14 protein-coding genes and 1 pseudogene are annotated in these 16,183 nt (G+C 43.6%); 7 read left to right on the forward strand and 8 right to left on the reverse strand.

Annotated elements, in window-relative coordinates; genetic code table 11:
• Positions 1-127: pseudogene (locus tag B1A85_RS22535) on the reverse strand (photosystem II D2 protein (photosystem q(a) protein)); the annotation flags it as partial.
• 388 nt (positions 128-515) lie between these two features.
• On the opposite strand from B1A85_RS22535, the gene B1A85_RS22540 reads away from it, so the two are divergent.
• The 4 genes from B1A85_RS22540 (at position 516) to B1A85_RS22555 (ending at position 4,703) form a co-directional block, all read left to right on the forward strand.
• Positions 516-1,109, forward strand: coding sequence for a photosystem I assembly protein Ycf4 (locus B1A85_RS22540; protein WP_104548965.1), 594 nt, complete (start codon positions 516-518; stop codon positions 1,107-1,109).
• Positions 1,110-1,157: 48 nt separating this feature from the next.
• Positions 1,158-1,916: a peptidylprolyl isomerase gene (locus B1A85_RS22545; RefSeq protein WP_104548966.1), complete on the forward strand. Its 759-nt coding sequence runs from the start codon at positions 1,158-1,160 to the stop codon at positions 1,914-1,916.
• 63 nt (positions 1,917-1,979) lie between these two features.
• Positions 1,980-3,125 carry a beta-ketoacyl-ACP synthase gene (locus B1A85_RS22550; protein WP_104548967.1) on the forward strand — a complete coding sequence of 382 codons (1,146 nt, stop codon included), beginning with the start codon at positions 1,980-1,982 and terminating at the stop codon, positions 3,123-3,125.
• 27 nt (positions 3,126-3,152) lie between these two features.
• A complete protein-coding gene (locus tag B1A85_RS22555) occupies positions 3,153-4,703 on the forward strand; it encodes an NAD(P)/FAD-dependent oxidoreductase (RefSeq protein WP_104548968.1) in 1,551 nt (516 codons plus the stop codon).
• A gap of 16 nt (positions 4,704-4,719) precedes the next feature.
• Here the strand turns inward: B1A85_RS22555 and B1A85_RS22560 are convergent, their stop codons facing one another.
• A complete protein-coding gene (locus B1A85_RS22560) occupies positions 4,720-5,733 on the reverse strand; it encodes an NAD-dependent epimerase (protein ID WP_104548969.1) in 1,014 nt (337 codons plus the stop codon).
• Positions 5,734-5,751: 18 nt separating this feature from the next.
• On the reverse strand, positions 5,752-6,939 hold the full coding sequence (locus B1A85_RS22565) for a histidine phosphatase family protein (protein WP_104548970.1): 1,188 nt from the start codon (positions 6,937-6,939) through the stop codon (positions 5,752-5,754).
• 299 nt (positions 6,940-7,238) lie between these two features.
• Here B1A85_RS22565 and B1A85_RS23720 point away from each other — a divergent pair, with 299 nt between their 5' ends.
• On the forward strand, positions 7,239-7,427 hold the full coding sequence (locus B1A85_RS23720; RefSeq protein WP_146087209.1) for a hypothetical protein: 189 nt from the start codon (positions 7,239-7,241) through the stop codon (positions 7,425-7,427).
• 211 nt (positions 7,428-7,638) lie between these two features.
• Here B1A85_RS23720 and B1A85_RS22570 read toward each other — a convergent pair whose 3' ends face one another.
• The 3 genes from B1A85_RS22570 to B1A85_RS22580 all read right to left on the reverse strand — a co-directional run bounded on the left by B1A85_RS22570 (position 7,639) and on the right by B1A85_RS22580 (position 10,483).
• The gene (locus B1A85_RS22570) at positions 7,639-8,307 is read right to left on the reverse strand and encodes a response regulator transcription factor (protein ID WP_104548971.1); all 669 of its coding nucleotides are present in this window, start codon (positions 8,305-8,307) and stop codon (positions 7,639-7,641) included.
• Between the two features lie 142 nt (positions 8,308-8,449).
• Entirely contained in the window at positions 8,450-8,743 is a 294-nt protein-coding gene (locus B1A85_RS22575) for a hypothetical protein (RefSeq protein ID WP_146087210.1), read from the reverse strand.
• Between the two features lie 282 nt (positions 8,744-9,025).
• A complete protein-coding gene (locus B1A85_RS22580) occupies positions 9,026-10,483 on the reverse strand; it encodes an ATP-binding protein (protein ID WP_104548973.1) in 1,458 nt (485 codons plus the stop codon).
• 241 nt (positions 10,484-10,724) lie between these two features.
• On the opposite strand from B1A85_RS22580, the gene B1A85_RS22585 reads away from it, so the two are divergent.
• Entirely contained in the window at positions 10,725-11,546 is an 822-nt protein-coding gene (locus B1A85_RS22585) for a SirB1 family protein (RefSeq protein ID WP_104548974.1), read from the forward strand.
• A gap of 11 nt (positions 11,547-11,557) precedes the next feature.
• Here B1A85_RS22585 and B1A85_RS22590 read toward each other — a convergent pair whose 3' ends face one another.
• A complete protein-coding gene (locus tag B1A85_RS22590; RefSeq protein ID WP_104548975.1) occupies positions 11,558-12,019 on the reverse strand; it encodes an SRPBCC family protein in 462 nt (153 codons plus the stop codon).
• Between the two features lie 616 nt (positions 12,020-12,635).
• Here B1A85_RS22590 and B1A85_RS22595 point away from each other — a divergent pair.
• Positions 12,636-14,426 (forward strand): mechanosensitive ion channel, encoded by a 1,791-nt coding sequence (locus B1A85_RS22595; RefSeq protein WP_210404687.1) that lies wholly within the window; start codon positions 12,636-12,638, stop codon positions 14,424-14,426.
• A 155-nt stretch (positions 14,427-14,581) separates the two neighbouring features.
• On the opposite strand, the gene B1A85_RS22600 is transcribed toward B1A85_RS22595, so the two are convergent.
• Positions 14,582-16,018 carry a GTP-binding protein gene (locus tag B1A85_RS22600; RefSeq protein ID WP_104549033.1) on the reverse strand — a complete coding sequence of 479 codons (1,437 nt, stop codon included), beginning with the start codon at positions 16,016-16,018 and terminating at the stop codon, positions 14,582-14,584.
• Positions 16,019-16,183: the final 165 nt, after the last annotated feature.

The following is a 16,183-nucleotide window of genomic DNA, read 5'->3' on the forward strand; positions in this document are numbered from 1 at the left end:
CCATGTAGGCGCACGGAAATAGCAACAGTCCCGACCACCCGATGAATACAAATCGATCTCTTTTTAGCCAGTCATCAACGACGTCGAACCATCCTCGACTCGTTGCCTGTCCTACTGCTATTGTCATTGAACTATAATCCTCGCGGTCTACTAAAAATTGCAACTCATTTGAGGAATTAAATTTTTGACACTTTTCACTACGCTAAGTAGCAAAAATTTATGAGAAAATACCTGTAAACTTACGTTTACTCATATTCCTCATTGGCTTCGTCAAACAGCCCTTACCACTTTCTGGTTATCCAGTCTATGGTTCTTAATCTTTCTTAACTTATCACATTATTCACGCTCTGTAACCAGTCCAGCTATATGGGATTATGGTTTTAGCATTAGCTTCTTAATATAATAGATATCAGAAATTTTACAATTTGACACAAGTTTTCTCAGTAATGTAGGCAATTTGGCAAAATCTAATAACTTAACGTTTATTAAAGTTTTAGAATCAGCAGGGTAGATTAATGACTTTATCATCAACCAAGAATACGGGTGACTTTGCACAAGACAACTCTGCTTCTCAGGTTCTTTATCAAAAAGTTTTAGGTTCAAGGCGTTTTAGTAACTACTGGTGGGCAGTGGTTGTTTCGTTGGGTGCGACCGGCTTTTTACTGGCTGGGCTGTCGAGTTATCTCAAAATTAACTTACTGCCGTTTACTAGCCCTGAGGATATTATGTTTGTTCCCCAAGGTTTGGCGATGACTTTTTACGGTGCTACAGGCTTGCTACTAGCACTGTATCTTTGGCTTGTCGTCATTTTAGATGTGGGAGGCGGTTACAACGAATTCAACAAAGAAACAGGCAAAGTCCGCATCTTTCGTTGGGGATTTTTAGGAAAAAATCGACGAATTGAAATTGATTTTCCGACACAAGACGTGCAAGCAGTGCGGGTAGAAGTCAAAGAAGGGTTAAATCCACGTCGGGCTTTGTACTTGCGAGTAAAAGGTCGGAGAAACGTACCGCTCACGCGTGTAGGACAACCAATATCTTTACAAAAGCTGGAAACCGAAGGCGCACAACTCGCGCAGTTTTTAGGCGTACCGCTCGAAGGTTTATAATCAAATTTTGCAATGATGATGAAACACTCAAGTTGAGTGAATAGCATAATGCATCGAAAAATTCAGTTGTTGTTTGTTGTGTTACTAGTGAGTGGGTTAATGCTAGGAGGATGCACCCCCGATCAAGCTTCTGTATCTTCGCCAACTCCTCCAGCAACGCAGACAACATCGCCTACTACACCTACTACTCCAACGAGTAGTCCACAAATGAAATCACCTATATTAGAAGGAACTGCCACCGTTGTGATGACGGTTAATGGCTCGCCAATTACGATCGAAGTCGATGGAAACAATGCCCCAGTCACGGCGGGAAATTTTGTTGACCTCGTGCAGCGCGGTGTTTATAACGGATTAGTTTTCCATCGCGTTGTCCGACAGCCCGAACCCTTTGTCGTTCAAGGTGGCGATCCGCAAAGTAGAAACCCGAACTTTCCACCACAGCGCCTAGGGACTGGTGGATTTGTCGATCCGAACACAGGTAGCGAGCGCTTTATTCCTTTAGAAATCAAGCCAGAAGGCGCGGCTGAACCAGTTTACAGTCAAACTTTTGAAAGCGCTGGTATTTCAGCCCAACCACAACTACGTCATACACGCGGTGCAGTAGCGATGGCGCGATCGCAGCAGCCAGATTCTGCCTCGTCGCAATTCTACTTTGCTTTAGCTGATTTGCCGTTTTTAGACGGTAGTTATGCAGTGTTCGGTTATGTCACTGATGGGATGGATGTTGTCGATCAAATTCAGCAAGGCGATCGCATCGAATCAGCGCAAGTCACCCAGGGAGCAGAAAACTTACGCGGTGGTCAATAGAAAGAAGCTAAGGAGCGTTGAGTGTTAAATTTTGACTTTTAATTTCCTACTCACCCCTAAGTTGTGGATGTTGTTGTTACTGGTATTGGTTTAGTCTCGTCCTTGGGTGAAAGCCTAGAGGCAAGTTGGCAAAATCTCCTAGCCGGTCAATCTAGCGTTCGAGTACAACAACCGTTTATAGAACAAAAACCACGACCACTAGCACTGATTGCACAACAGCCAGCTGAGTTAGAAAATCTGACTCGGTTGGCGATCGCATCAGTAATCAAAGATGCAGGATTAGAGTTACCACTACCCGATTGTGGAGTCGTAGTTAGCTCAAGTCGCAGTCATCAAGCGGCATGGGAAAACTTTGCACGGCACATGCATGCAAAGAAAAGTCAAAGTGACATCGCACAACCGTGGCTGGCAACATTACCACACGCACCTGCAATCGCTGCAGCACGTCAAATTGGCGCAAAGAATTCAGTTTTAGCACCAATGGCAGCGTGTGCCACGGGTATTTGGACGCTGGCGCAGGCTTATGAACTGATTCAAACAGGGCAGTGTCAACGTGCAATCGCTGGTGCCGTTGAAGCACCAATAACACCACTGACATTGGCTGGTTTTCAGCAAATGGGGGCATTGGCACGAACAGGGGCTTATCCTTTCGATCGCGATCGCGAAGGACTCGCTTTAGGAGAAGGTGCGGCGATGTTTGTGTTAGAAACCGCCAAGCAAGCAAACGAACGTCAGGCAAAAATTTACGGGCAAATTCTCGGCTTTGGTTTGACGTGTGATGCCTACCACGCGAATACACCCGAACCCCAAAGTCGAAGCGCGATCGCTGCGGTCAAGCAATGTTTAGAACGTAGTAAACTATCTCCAACGGACATTGACTATATCCACGCGCACGGTACAGCAACTAAGCTCAACGATCAAAACGAAGCGAATTTACTCCAAATCTTGTTTCCACATGGCGTTGCTGTCAGTTCTACCAAGGGAGCCACAGGACACACTTTAGGTGCTTCTGGCGCGTTGGGTACTGCTTTTTGCTTAATGGCATTGCGCGACCGACTTTTACCACCGTGTGTCGGCTTACAAACACCAGAGTTTAATTTAGATTTTGTCACTACAGCACGCCGCAGTGACATTCGTACGGTTCTTTGTTTTAGTTTTGGTTTTGGCGGACAAAATGCTGTAGTAGCATTGAAAAAATTCGATGAGTAGAGCGCGCGACTTCCTCAATATTCTCCCATGAGTCTTACTGAAGAAATTCTCTCGCAATTGCCTGGCGATATCCTCGGCAGTTTGCGTCGTACCGATCGCCTGTTAGCATCCATCAGAGAAGGTAACAATCCCGTACCCCTAGTCATTCGTCAAGAGCAGGAAGCTTTAGGGACAGTTGATTGGGATGTGGTTATCTGTGGTGGAACTCTGGGAATTTTGATTGGCTGTACTTTAGCACAATTAGGATGGCGTGTAGCACTGATTGAAAGAGGAATTTTGCGCGGTAGAGATCAAGAGTGGAATATTTCGCGCCAAGAGTTGGCAGTTTTCTTAGAACTGAACGTACTCACTGAAGCTGAGTTAGAGCAAGCGATCGCTACCGAATACAATCCTGCCCGCGTTAGCTTTCACGATGGTGTTGAAGTATGGGTACGCGATGTTTTAAACATTGGTGTCGATCCCGTTTATTTATTAGAAACGCTTAAATCAAAGTTTCTTGCGGCTGGAGGTAAATTATGCGAAAACACGCCCTTTGCCAGTGCTACGGTACATCCCAATGGTGTAGCTGTCAAAACAGGAAACGACGCGCCACTCAATACGCGCTTGCTACTTGATGCCATGGGGTACGGTTCTCCCATCGTTCAACAAGCCCGCCAAGGAAAAAAACCTGATGGCATTTGCTTAGTCGTAGGAAGTTGTGCTGCTGGCTTTTCCGAAAATAACACCGGAGATTTACTTGTCTCTTTTACTCCGTTACAAAACCAATGTCAGTACTTTTGGGAAGCTTTTCCCGCGCGCGACGGTAGAACAACGTATTTATTTACGTACATGGATGCTCACCCTAGTCGCCCTACTTTAGAAGATCTATTTGAAGATTATCTGCGCTTAATGCCAGAGTATCAAAATGTAGCTTTAAATCAATTACAGCTACAACGAGCGCTGTTTGGTTTTTTTCCTTCTTATCAGCAAAGTCCTTTACGTCTACCTTGGAATCGAATCTTACCGATTGGCGATAGTAGTAGTAGCCAGTCGCCTGTCAGCTTTGGTGGTTTTGGTGCCACGATCCGTCACCTCAAGCGTTTAACATTTGGTATTCATGAAGCGTTGAGTTGCGATTGCCTTTCTGCGCAAGCTTTAGCACTACTACAACCTTATCAACCAAATATCAGCGTGACTTGGCTATTTCAAAAAGCCATGAGTGTGGGTGTCAATCAAAAAGTTGCACCCGATCAAATTAATCAACTCTTGTCAGCTGTATTTCAAGAAATGAATTTGTTAGGAGACTCTGTATTAAAACCATTTCTGCAAGATGTTGTACAATTTCCGGCATTAACAAAAACACTATTGAAAACAGGATTTAAGCATCCAGCCTTAGTTGCTAAAGTGATTCCGCAGGTGGGATTAAATAACTTATTTACTTGGACGCTTCATTTTTTGAGTTTAGGTGTTTATTCAGGTTTATCTCAATTAACCGCGTTACAAACGTGGAGCAAAAATCTACCTACTGTGCCGAGGTACTACTGTCAAAGATTGCTTGATGCCTGGAAATATGGTTCTGGAAATGATTACGTTGCATGATACCGTTTTACCTAATTTAGGCTGGTATTGTAAGTTTGTAATATTCTATATACCATTGAATAAATTTGTGCATACCTTCTTCAATTGATGTATTTGGTTTGAATCCCACATCCGTCATTAAATCTTCTACATCTGCGTAAGTTGCAGGAACATCGCCAGGTTGCATTGGTAAGAAATTCTTTTGCGCTTTTTTGCCTAATGCAGTTTCAATAATTTCAATAAACTTCATTAACTCGACGGGACGATTGTTACCAATGTTGTAGACTTTGTATGGGGCAGTAGACTCTGGCTGCATGTCTGTGCTGAGATCTTGTGCAGGTTGCGGGGGGTTGTACATCACTCGAACCACGCCCTCAATGACATCGTCTATGTAGGTAAAATCGCGCTGCATCTTGCCAAAATTGTAGACATCGATGGGCTTGCCTGCGGCGATCGCCTGTACGAATTTGAAATAAGCCATGTCAGGTCTACCCCAAGGACCATAAACGGTAAAAAATCGCAGTCCTGTTGTAGGTAAGTTGTATAAATGACTATAAACGTGCGCTATTAGTTCGTTAGCTTTCTTACTTGCAGCGTAGAGGGAAATCGGGCGATCGACGTTATCAGTTACCGCAAACGGAACTTTCTTGTTCGCACCATAGACGGAACTTGAGGAAGCAAAAACTAAATGTTTAATATGACTGCGGCGACAAGCTTCTAGTAAGTTAACAAATCCTGACAAATTACTATCAACATAAGCAAACGGATTTTCCAGCGAATAACGTACTCCAGCTTGCGCAGCTAAGTTTACGACATAATCAAACTCAACGTTTTGAAATAACTCAAATAGTCCCTCGCGGTCAATTAGGTCGAGAAACTGAAACGAAAAATTGGAATAATAATTAATTAGAGCTAATCTATCTTTCTTGAGTTTGACATCGTAATACTCATTTAAATTATCGATTCCGTAAACTTGAATACCTTCATTTATTAGGCGTTGTGCTAGATGAAATCCAACAAATCCGGCAACTCCTGTCACTAAGACTTTCATGGGCATTTTCTCCGGTAACTAAAGGATATTTGTGTGGGAAATAGACAAGTTGATTGCTTGACTTACAGGTAAGCTGTCTTTCAATGGATAGTGAACGACACTTAAACAACCAGACTTTAATTGCAAGCGCCAAAAATTACTAGCATCAAGTCCTAATATTTGACCTATAATACACTTGATAATGGCACTACTAGCAATAACTAATCCAGTAACTAACGTATTAGTTGCCACAGAAGAACAGCGCGAATCAATCGTTTGTTGCCATGCTAGCGGGAAATTGTGTCGAGATACTTGCAACTGTACTGTTGTCGGATGATGTTGCAAAAGATATGCAGTCATCTCTTGGGAAGTGCATAATTCGCTGGTGAGGCTAAAGTCTATCGATATGGGTTTGAGAAATTCAGCTAATTGCTGCAATTGACTTAAAGCGATCGCATCGACAGGCAAGAGTAACAAGCGTAACCCGTGCTTTCCAGCCTTGAGTTTGGGCAGTTCACCTAAATGCGACGTCAGATTTAAAGCACTTAGCTTGGCTGACAGGCTATTTGCCGGGAAATTAAGAATACTCACGCCACAGTTTGATTGCTGAATGGTATGATATCGTGCTGGTGACAAATTGAGGGCGCTGCTAATTAAGGCACGATTTGTACCGCCGTGGCTGACTACTAATATTGTTTTACCTAAATGACGTGGTAAAACGCTTTGCCAAAACTGTTTTGCTTGTTCGTAAAGGTTCAGCACCGGACAGGGCTTGATGGCAGTTGCAGTATTGCGATGGTAGCCTGTACTGAGGGGGTCTTGATTAATAATTTGAAATTTATGCGGACGTTGTTGCCAACATTGATAGTCCGCAGCGAAGTTTTGGCGCACATCCTCAAAAGTTTTTCCTTGCCATAGAGAAAGATCGATCTCTGTAAGATTAGGGTTTGTATTGATTGGGATTAAGGATTTAGTACTGATACCAATACCGTCGATAATTTGATGCGCTGTAGCGATCGCGCGTTGCAAAGGGCTTGTATAGATCGCGTCGATGGCTATTTTCTGCAGAGCAACTCCCGTTTGATAAGCTGATTGATATCCTTTCGCAGTTAACACAGACTCATCACTACGACCTTGGTATTTTCCTTCAGCGTTGAAGGTACTTTGACCGTGACGGACTAGAATGACACGGGTAAAACCCACCTCAGTATTAGACTGCGAGTCCATTGAACTTTTCCTTTCGAGAGTTGTCGGTGCTAATTGTCATACAAAGCATCAAATATTCTTCTTTGCAAGACAATACAGATTTGTTCTGCTGAACAACAGCGTTTCTCATTTAAAACACAGTCATGTTGCTTGCAACTGTGATTTCAATCCCAGACAATTCAAAAGATTTAAGTTAAGTAAGCGGGCATTATGAGAGCTAATTTATAAACAAAATGTTAAGCAGCTAGTCGTTTTAGCAATAACCGCAGCATACCAGCGTCAATCAAAGACTCGCTCACTGCTAGCAGCAGTTCAGAATTTTGGCTTTACCGTCTGGGGAAGACTTCAAACCGATCGTTAATGCACTTGACTACTTCTGTTCGCCACCGTCTCCAGAATCTAGCCAAATTAGCTCTGACGATTTGGAGCGATCGCACTCGTGTCATAGCGCCACCGTTCGTTGCTCCTCAACTACTACACTCATGAGTAGTCCTTATATAGTTAAATAATAAAAATAAAGACGGCACAGTTACGGTAAATAGATGGTGTAATTCTACTCCTCATGAATCAAAAATGAAGAATTTATGAGAAAAATTTCATACTTTTAAAAATTAAGCTGAAGGTTAAGCGATAAGAAACTAGAATGATACCTACAGTGACGTTTGTACAAAAGATGTATTTGTAGTGTAAAGCTACTTAAAAGAATGTGTCCAAGCTTGATTAACCGCGCAAACGATAACCAACACCACGAACTGTTTCAATAAATTGATTTCCTAACTTCTTGCGCAAGTAGCCGACGTAGACATCTACAATATTTGAGCCAGGATCGTAATCGTAGCCCCAGACACGGTTAAGGAGTTGTTCGCGACTTAAAATTTGTCCAGGATGGCGTAAGAAAGTTTCTGCTAGGGTAAACTCTCTAGCGGGTAATTCTACTAAGCGATCGCCTATAGTCGCTTTTCGCGTACGTAAGTCTAGAGTAATATCTCCTACTTTGAGTACAATTTCTTCACTCACTTTTGGTAGTTGCTTATCCCGCAACCGCAACCGCACCCGTGCTAACAATTCTTCAAAGCGAAAAGGTTTAGTAACGTAGTCATCAGCACCGCCTTCTAGCCCAGCAACTTTATCGTTAATATCGTCACGAGCGCTGAGAATGATAATTGGTAGCTGCTCGCCTAAACCACGTATTTCTTCTAAAACTTGCCAACCATCTTTACCAGGAAGACCGATATCTAACAGTAAAAGGTCAAAGCGATCGCTTTGGATCATCTGGATAACTTCATTGCCATCATTTGCTACTGCAGTAGTGAAACCCGCTGCTTTGAGTCCTTTTTCTAGAAAAGAAGCAATTCGAGGTTCATCTTCAGCAATCAGAATATGGCTCATGAGTCACCAGGCTATCTATTTCAAAGACAATTTTCAACAGGTCAAATTAAAACTGTGTCACCTTATAACGGTAAAAAATATTGAGAGGCAATTTTTTCTTCATACAGCGAATAGAAGCTTTAGTAATATGTGCTGACTTAATTCAATGAGCTTCGTAATAGTTGGTGTGAGAGGCGGTATTCACTGTGGTCGTCAAATCTTCTTGAAAATGAAAACCTGTTGTAGTTTCATCATAACAATCTGAAATATCGTACGAACTTGGTAACCGATGAAGAGTACGATAAATGCAAACTTCATCTAGGTACGAATGTTGCATCAATTGACTACTATAAACAATGTTGATAATGCCTCTAGAAACTGGAATATTGACACCACTAAATAGTGCAAGTTTCCTAGTTAGCAGAAAACTGATGTTTTTTGTGATTTCATTAAGCATTGACTGCATAGATTTTACAAGCAAGTTTTGCTACTTCTTCGAAATCGCAATCATCAGGTTCTATATTTCTAAAAATGTTGCATCTGGAGGTACGGAGTCTCGTAAATGTGACTTGGTATGAGGTAATCTCTTCTCACTAGAGATACCTATACCTGTGTCAGAAAGTTCGCTATCGAAAGTAGCGCAATAATGGGTTTGTATAAAAAATAGCAGGTTTTCGCTGTAATGCAATAGCGATCTTTTATACAAAAGTAATAAAATCATGCTGCACGTTGTAGTCAATTAAGCAACAGGAGAATCTACAGGAATGATAAGTGTAAAAGTTGTGCCAACGCCTGGTTGGCTAGAAAGTTCTACTTGACCGCCGTGCGCAGTGGCGATCGCTTGTACAATCGCTAAACCCAAACCCGCACCTTCCGAACGACGACCATTTACACCGCGAGCAAAGCGTTTAAAAATGCGCATTTGATCGCTATAGGCAATTCCTTCACCTGTATCGCTCACCCAGAAACGCGCTTTTCCATTCCTGACAATTGAACCGAGGGCAATCATATCTCCAGGCTGTGTATGCTGTGTCGCATTCTGCGCCAAATTGACAATCGCTTGCGTCAGACGTTGGCGATCGGCAACAATTGAACCACGTCCTTTACTATCAAGTCGCCAGTTACGGACTGCGAGGGTTCGCGCTTTGTTATATATTTCCTCCGTTAAAGACCCGACATCCAGCGTTTCTAAGCATAAAAATTTGGGTTGTTCAGCTTTGGCAAGAATCAGCAAATCATCAACAAAACGACTCATGCGATCGAGTTCGTCAGTAATTAACTCGATTGTTTCCCGCCTTTCTTGCGGATCGTCGCTCATGAGTTCGAGGTGTCCGCGAATAATTGTGATGGGTGTTCGCAGTTCGTGACTTGCATCATTGATAAAATCACGTTGACTGGCAAAAGCCTCCTCTAGCCGATTCATCATTTCGTTAAACGTCAGCGTTAATTCTGCGATTTCATCAGTTCCTCGTACTGGGATACGCTGCGTCAAATCAGAGTTTTGACTGATGGAAAGTGCGGTTTTTGTCAGTAAGTGTAAAGGTGCTAAAATTCTTCCTGCAACTACCCAAGCAAGTACCGACGCGGCGATGGAAACAATAGTTGTGGTTTCAACAACAACCGCGATCGCTTCATCGACTTCTTCGCGCTCTCCAGTGGTAATATGGGCAACAACAAAAACTCCTTGGTCTTCCCCAGTGCTTGCGAGTGGTTCAGCCTGATACGTAATTTTAACTGGCTGGGCAAAGTACAGCAGTTCCCCTAGCGTTGTGTCTACTTGTCCGCGTTCCGGTTTAGTCAGTTTACCCCAGTGTTGAATCAGTGGTGAGTCAGGCTGCAGTGGTTCAGGCAACGCTCTGGGACTATACTTGTACAATTTACCATTTAATATGGTCAATAAAAACTCATCATCGTCAGGAATATTCCGCGACACAAATAAGTCAAACAGCGGGGCGATGTCATTACCTGTAAACGGTTGATTTGTCTCTGGATTAACACTAATAGCTAGTTTGCGAAACTCCTCGACTTCTTGCGTAAGCGATCGCTGCACTCGGTCTTGGACGCGTGCGAACAACGCTTGCCGAATGGCAAAAACGGTTACTACCGAAGAGGTAGCCATCAAAATAATGTACCAGGCTAAAATGCGCGTTCTGGCACTGAGTAAAAACCTATGCCATTTGCGATTCTTCAAGTGCATGACATTTGTGTCAGTCTTGCAGTGATTTGATTAACTGAGCGGCTGCATAAACTTTATATTTTCTACCAAGATAGTTTTCTAGTTTAGGATCAATTGTAAAATTTACTTGCCACTCTAACTACATAGCAACTTAAAAGTAGCTCGATCTTCCTGTGTATGACCTGCGATTTATGTATTAAATATTACCACATACCAAGTATTCAATCGTCTTTGTTACTATTAGTCAGCCATTAAAATCCTTATGGATTTCCCCTTAGCACGCCAATATTTCTGGCAAGAAATTCATCAACCCGACGCTCAAATCGACTTAGCCAAAGCCGCACTTTACATCGCGCAAGAAGAGTATCCACAACTTGATGTTGAAGAATACCTGAATGCACTTGATACAATGGCAGCCGAAGTACGAGAACAACTGCCCAACGAACGATACCCCTTGCGGATTATTCAGACTGTTAATCGCTACTTGTATGACGATCTCGGCTTTACTGGTAATACAACGAGTTACTACGACCCGCGAAACAGTTTTTTAAATGATGTCATCGAGCGGCGTACAGGAATTCCGATTACACTCTCTCTCGTTTACTTAGAAGTTACTAAACGCATTGATTTTCCGATGTTGGGAGTGGGAATGCCAGGACATTTCCTCATTCGCCCGAACATCCAACAAATGGAAATCTTTGTCGATCCTTTTAATCGTGGTGAGGTGTTGTTTCCGGAAGATTGTCAAGAAAAACTTAGCCAAATTTACGCTCAGCCAGTGCAGCTACAAAGTTCTTTTTTAGATGCTGTCACGCATCGGCAGTTTCTGGCACGAATGCTGACTAACCTCAAATTTGCCTATCTGCAAAAAGAAGAGTTAGCAAAAGCCCTTGCTGCGGTAGAGAGAATCTTACTATTATTTCCTGATATACCAGTAGAATTGCGCGATCGCGGTTTACTTTATTACCAACTTGGCGACTCGAAGGCAGCAATTAACGACCTGCAAGCGTATCTCGCAAAAGTTCCCCAAGCCTCTGACGCACCTGTTATTCGTCGTCTTCTTAACCAACTAGGAAACTCTTAAGCCGGAATGATTTATTCTCCTTTGCCCGGCGCTGCTATTTCCTCTGCTAAGCGCTTCAAGCGACGTAACTGATCTTGCATATCTTTTTGTGTCAAAGCCAAAGCAAAAATATTGAAGCCCCAGCGAACTACAGGATGAGGAATTTCAAACTCAAAATTGTTGACAAGATGCGTTATGCGATCGCGTGGTTGACATTCCCAGCGGTCGCGTCCCTGGAAAAAACCTTGAAACTCCCACACTACTAATCCAAGCGATCGCTCGATGACGATATTATGCAAGGTAGGTTTGACAAAGGGAATTTGAATAACAAAGCGACTGCGGCTGCCAACATCAGTACTCCAAGCACCAACTGGCTCGCAACGAAGCAATGGATTGAGCCAACGATGCATCAATGTTCGATCCGTGATGCAGCGATCGACGACCTCTATACTGGCATTGATATCAATTGACTGTTTTATTTGACTAACAGGCATAAACGAGCCAAAGTAGTAATGAACGCTTGTAATGAGAAATTAAGAACAACTTACCAAATCAGCATCTCAAGCAAAAGTAATTCAGACTCTCTTGTCCAGAACGTTAACTTAATTTAAGGCAACTCCTTTTCTATGCACTAAATTAGGTTATTTGCTGTATTATAAGTTACCATTATTCAACTTAATCAAACAGTTTTAATCAAGACTTGCGACTAATAAAGATGCGGTGTCGCAGTAACAGCATTTTCTAGTGTTGAACTTGGTCTTAATTGTTGTAATTAACTTCAGCTGTTGTACAGCCTATTAGATATCAACTCTACTCAGCCGGAAAACAATTTTATTTTAGTGTCTCTAGTCAGACCTTAACGGTATTTAATTCCATTAAAAAATGAGAAAAAATTGAATTTTTAGAGCTAATTACGCATAGAGGTAGATGCCAAACGTTAAACTTCAGCATCAGTCTAAATATTGACGTAATATTCTATTTTTCTAGGTGGTTTACTCGTATAATGCAAGCGAAACAACCAACTCAAATGTAGGATTATTTACTGTAACCTAAATTTTGCAAGGAAAATTCGTATTCTCTCCTCACACCTGACGTTTACTCTAAAAAACCATGAATGGAACTTGGCAAGGTATAGCAAATGGAGTAAAAGTGCCAATCCTCAGCAATGCAATCCTGGCACAATTTCAACAACAAGCTCCCGCGGGGCAACCCCTACAGCAAACAGGACAAGCTGTACAGGATACGGTAGGCTTCACGACCGGCTTGCTAGCAGGTCTATGGGCATTTTTACCAAATTTATTAGCGGCACTGCTAGTATTAATCGTTGGTTGGATTATTGCAGCGATCGCCAAAGCAATCACCAAAGGACTTCTTAGCCGCACTAATATAGACAACCGCATTGCCGCCGGCATTGTTGGGCGTACCGACTCGGGCGAGCTACCCCGCGTTGAAAACCTAATCGGCAACATTGTCTTCTGGATCATCATCATATTCACAGTTGTCGCCGTTCTGCAAGCACTCAACTTGCAAGCGGTATCGCAGCCACTAAACAACTTTCTCAATCTTGTTCTAGGCTTTATACCGCGAATCATTGGCGCAGCAATTTTGTTTGGTGTTGCGTGGATTATCGCAACAATCGTCAAATTAATTACAACACGAGGATTGCAAGCATTACGGCTCGATGAACGTTTAGATCAGCGCGCGCCCGACGAACCGCGCGAACCAAACCGCATGTCATTGAGCGAAACAATTGGTAATGCGCTGTACTGGTTCATCTTTTTGCTCTTTCTCATTCCGGTTCTCGATACTTTAGGGCTGCAACAAGCGCTGCTCCCAGTCCAGAACCTCGTCAATGAAATTCTCTTAATTCTGCCAAATATCTTGGCAGCAATTTTGATTGCGGCTGCAGGTTGGTTACTCGCAACAGTTGTCCGGCGAATTGTCACCAATTTGCTCGCGTCAACTGGATTAGATAGAATGGGCGAACGGTTTGGGTTGGGCAGAACTCGCACCAGTACGTCAACACAATCGCTATCAGGAATCATCGGTACAATCGTTTACGTACTGATTTTAATTCCGGTAGCAATTGCGGCATTGAATGCGCTGCGAATCGAAGCCATTTCCGTTCCGGCGATCGCGATGCTGCAGCAAATCCTCAACGCGCTACCGGCAATTTTCACGGCGGCATTAATTCTGATTTTAGGTTACTTCCTCGGTCGCTTTGTAGCAGATTTGGTAACAAACATTCTTTCTAGCTTGGGCTTTGATAACATTTTCTCCGTCATTGGGTTATCGGGCTTGCAACGCCGTCGCATTCCTACAGATATCAGAAGAACCGAAGAAGTATTTGTGATTCCGCCGCCTGGTAGCGAACAAGAAACCACATTACAACCTGAGCGCACGACAGCTGAAACCGCAGCCGCTGCAATCTCGACGCGCACGCCATCAGAAGTTGTCGGAATCATTACCTTAGTGGGAATTATGCTGTTTGCAACAGTAGCAGCTGTCAACATCTTAAATATTCCCGCACTGACCGCACTCGTAAGTGGTTTAATTGTTATCTTTGGGCGCATTTTGGCTGGCTTGATCGTGTTTGCGATCGGTTTATTCCTGGCTAATCTGGCGTATAGCTTGATTGTCAGTTCCTCTAGCAACCGTCAGGCACAGGTTTTAGGTCAAGTCGCAAGAGTTGCCATTATTGTCTTTGTCTCAGCCTTAGCACTGCAACAAATTGGCATTGCGACAGAAATCGTCAACTTAGCCTTTGGACTACTTCTAGGGGCAGTTGCTGTAGCAGTTGCGATCGCCTTCGGTTTAGGTGGACGCGATATTGCTGCGCAACAAGTGCGTAACCTGTTGAGTTCCTTCCAAGAACAACGCAATCAACCACCACGTCCTTAGAAGAAAGCAGAGGAGCAGAGGTACAGAGGAACTAGTGCGGTGCGGAGGTTCCCTCCGTTGTAGCAACTGGCGCGAGCAGAGGTGCAGAGGGAAGAATACGGTTTTCTATCTATTCAAAACTCACCACTCAGAACCAATCACTCGTCACTTATCTCTCATCTCTCGCTCCTCACCCCTAACTTACTGCGCAATTCATCTTTAATTCGATTGATAATTGATGCTTCATCAAGTGACGCTAGGATACTCTGTACTACGGCTTTCGGACCTTCAGGTCCCCAAGTTGCCCCATTGGCAAGGTAAGTTTTCGTAACTTGTCCGATACCATACGACGACACTCCAGCCACTCCAGCTTGTGTCAATGCCACAGAAACATAGGGACCTAGTGAAAGACCGCCAGTTGCTGTTGCAGAAACGCCTAGTAAAGATTTCAGCGAACTTAAGCCCAAGTTTGTCAGTAACTCGCTAATGCTGATTCCACCCATACTGATGGCAATTTTTTGTAACAGTCCAACGGCACCCGTTTGCGTCATCGGAATATCATAGAGTTTCGATAGACTGAGGATTAACGCAATATCAATAACCGCACCACTCATCAAATCAACGACGGTTAAGGGATTGAGTGCGATCGCGGTGGCTTTAGTCATCACAGCACGCCAAATTAACTGATTCGCACTGCGATCGCGCTCTTCAAGTTTTCGCTGCACTAATCGCTCGTTGACGCGATCGGCATAAAGCATACTGTTGAGTGCTAGCAAAGCCTTGCCCTCGCGGCGCAAAATTTCTAGAATTTTTAGCTTGAGTTCCTCAACTTGTGGCGTACTTGCCCGCAGTTGTACGCCTCGCGTTCCATCAGGGCGCTGCACCGCCGTTCTGACCAGTGGTGAAGCCGCCGCCATCACAATTTCGTCAGGTGAAAGCAACTCGCGGACGCGCTCATCGCGAATTTTCTGGTAAATCGCTAGGCGATCTGCTTGCGGATACTGGTCGATTTTGTTAAATACAAGCAAAATTGGCTTGCCAGCTTCGCGCAGTTGTGATAGCGCTGCGTGTTCTACCTGCGTTATATCGCCAGCCACAACAAATAAGATCAAATCAGCTTGTGCTGCGACTTGTGTTGCTAGTTCAGCGCGAGTTTCGCCATCAACTTCATCTAACCCTGGAGTATCAATCAGTTCAACTTGCGAATTGCCAGCACCTGTCAGTGTTGCTTTTTGATACGAATCGCCGTTGATGGTTTCTTCGCTGACACTCCAAGCCACTCGCGATGCTGTGCGCGTGACACCGTGCAGAGGACCGGTGACAAATACAGGTTCTCCTACTAAAGCATTAAGTAACGATGACTTGCCTCTCCCTACCATACCAAAGGCAGCAATTTGGAGGACTCGACGCTCTAAATTGCTGAGCATCGTTTCTAACTGCTGAATTTCTGCTTCTAAACCGTGACGCTCTTGAGGAGAAAGATTGAGTTTTGTAACTAAATTGTGGAGTGTATTTTTTGCTTGTTGATAATTTAGTTCGGCTTGAATCTCTGTGACGCTAGAAATTGCCCGCTCTAATTCTGCATCATCGCAATCCTCTAAAAGCGAAGCCAAGCTTTCGCCAAGCGATTCTGATGTTTGCTGGCGCTGCTCTAAACTTTGAGACAATTTGTTTCTATCAGCAGTGGGATCGGGCGATGCAAAAGTCAAGTGGCTTACCTCCAAGTATCGCAAGTATCAGCAGTTGCGGAATGCTTCATCTCGATCCTAATCATCTTT

The organism is Chroococcidiopsis sp. TS-821 (assembly GCF_002939305.1).
Classification (GTDB): domain Bacteria; phylum Cyanobacteriota; class Cyanobacteriia; order Cyanobacteriales; family Chroococcidiopsidaceae; genus Chroogloeocystis.

What these genes read in the sequence shown, in the direction of transcription:
- B1A85_RS22585 (WP_104548974.1), top strand. Translation starts at nt 10,725, where the DNA reads ATGGATTTCCCCTTAGCACGCCAATATTTCTGGCAAGAAATTCATCAA.
- B1A85_RS22545 (WP_104548966.1), top strand. Translation starts at nt 1,158, where the DNA reads ATGCATCGAAAAATTCAGTTGTTGTTTGTTGTGTTACTAGTGAGTGGG.
- B1A85_RS22575 (WP_146087210.1), bottom strand. Translation starts at nt 8,743, where the DNA reads ATGCTTAATGAAATCACAAAAAACATCAGTTTTCTGCTAACTAGGAAA.
- B1A85_RS22595 (WP_210404687.1), top strand. Translation starts at nt 12,636, where the DNA reads ATGAATGGAACTTGGCAAGGTATAGCAAATGGAGTAAAAGTGCCAATC.
- B1A85_RS22540 (WP_104548965.1), top strand. Translation starts at nt 516, where the DNA reads ATGACTTTATCATCAACCAAGAATACGGGTGACTTTGCACAAGACAAC.
- B1A85_RS22560 (WP_104548969.1), bottom strand. Translation starts at nt 5,733, where the DNA reads ATGAAAGTCTTAGTGACAGGAGTTGCCGGATTTGTTGGATTTCATCTA.
- B1A85_RS22565 (WP_104548970.1), bottom strand. Translation starts at nt 6,939, where the DNA reads ATGGACTCGCAGTCTAATACTGAGGTGGGTTTTACCCGTGTCATTCTA.
- B1A85_RS22590 (WP_104548975.1), bottom strand. Translation starts at nt 12,019, where the DNA reads ATGCCTGTTAGTCAAATAAAACAGTCAATTGATATCAATGCCAGTATA.
- B1A85_RS22580 (WP_104548973.1), bottom strand. Translation starts at nt 10,483, where the DNA reads ATGCACTTGAAGAATCGCAAATGGCATAGGTTTTTACTCAGTGCCAGA.
- B1A85_RS22570 (WP_104548971.1), bottom strand. Translation starts at nt 8,307, where the DNA reads ATGAGCCATATTCTGATTGCTGAAGATGAACCTCGAATTGCTTCTTTT.
- B1A85_RS22555 (WP_104548968.1), top strand. Translation starts at nt 3,153, where the DNA reads ATGAGTCTTACTGAAGAAATTCTCTCGCAATTGCCTGGCGATATCCTC.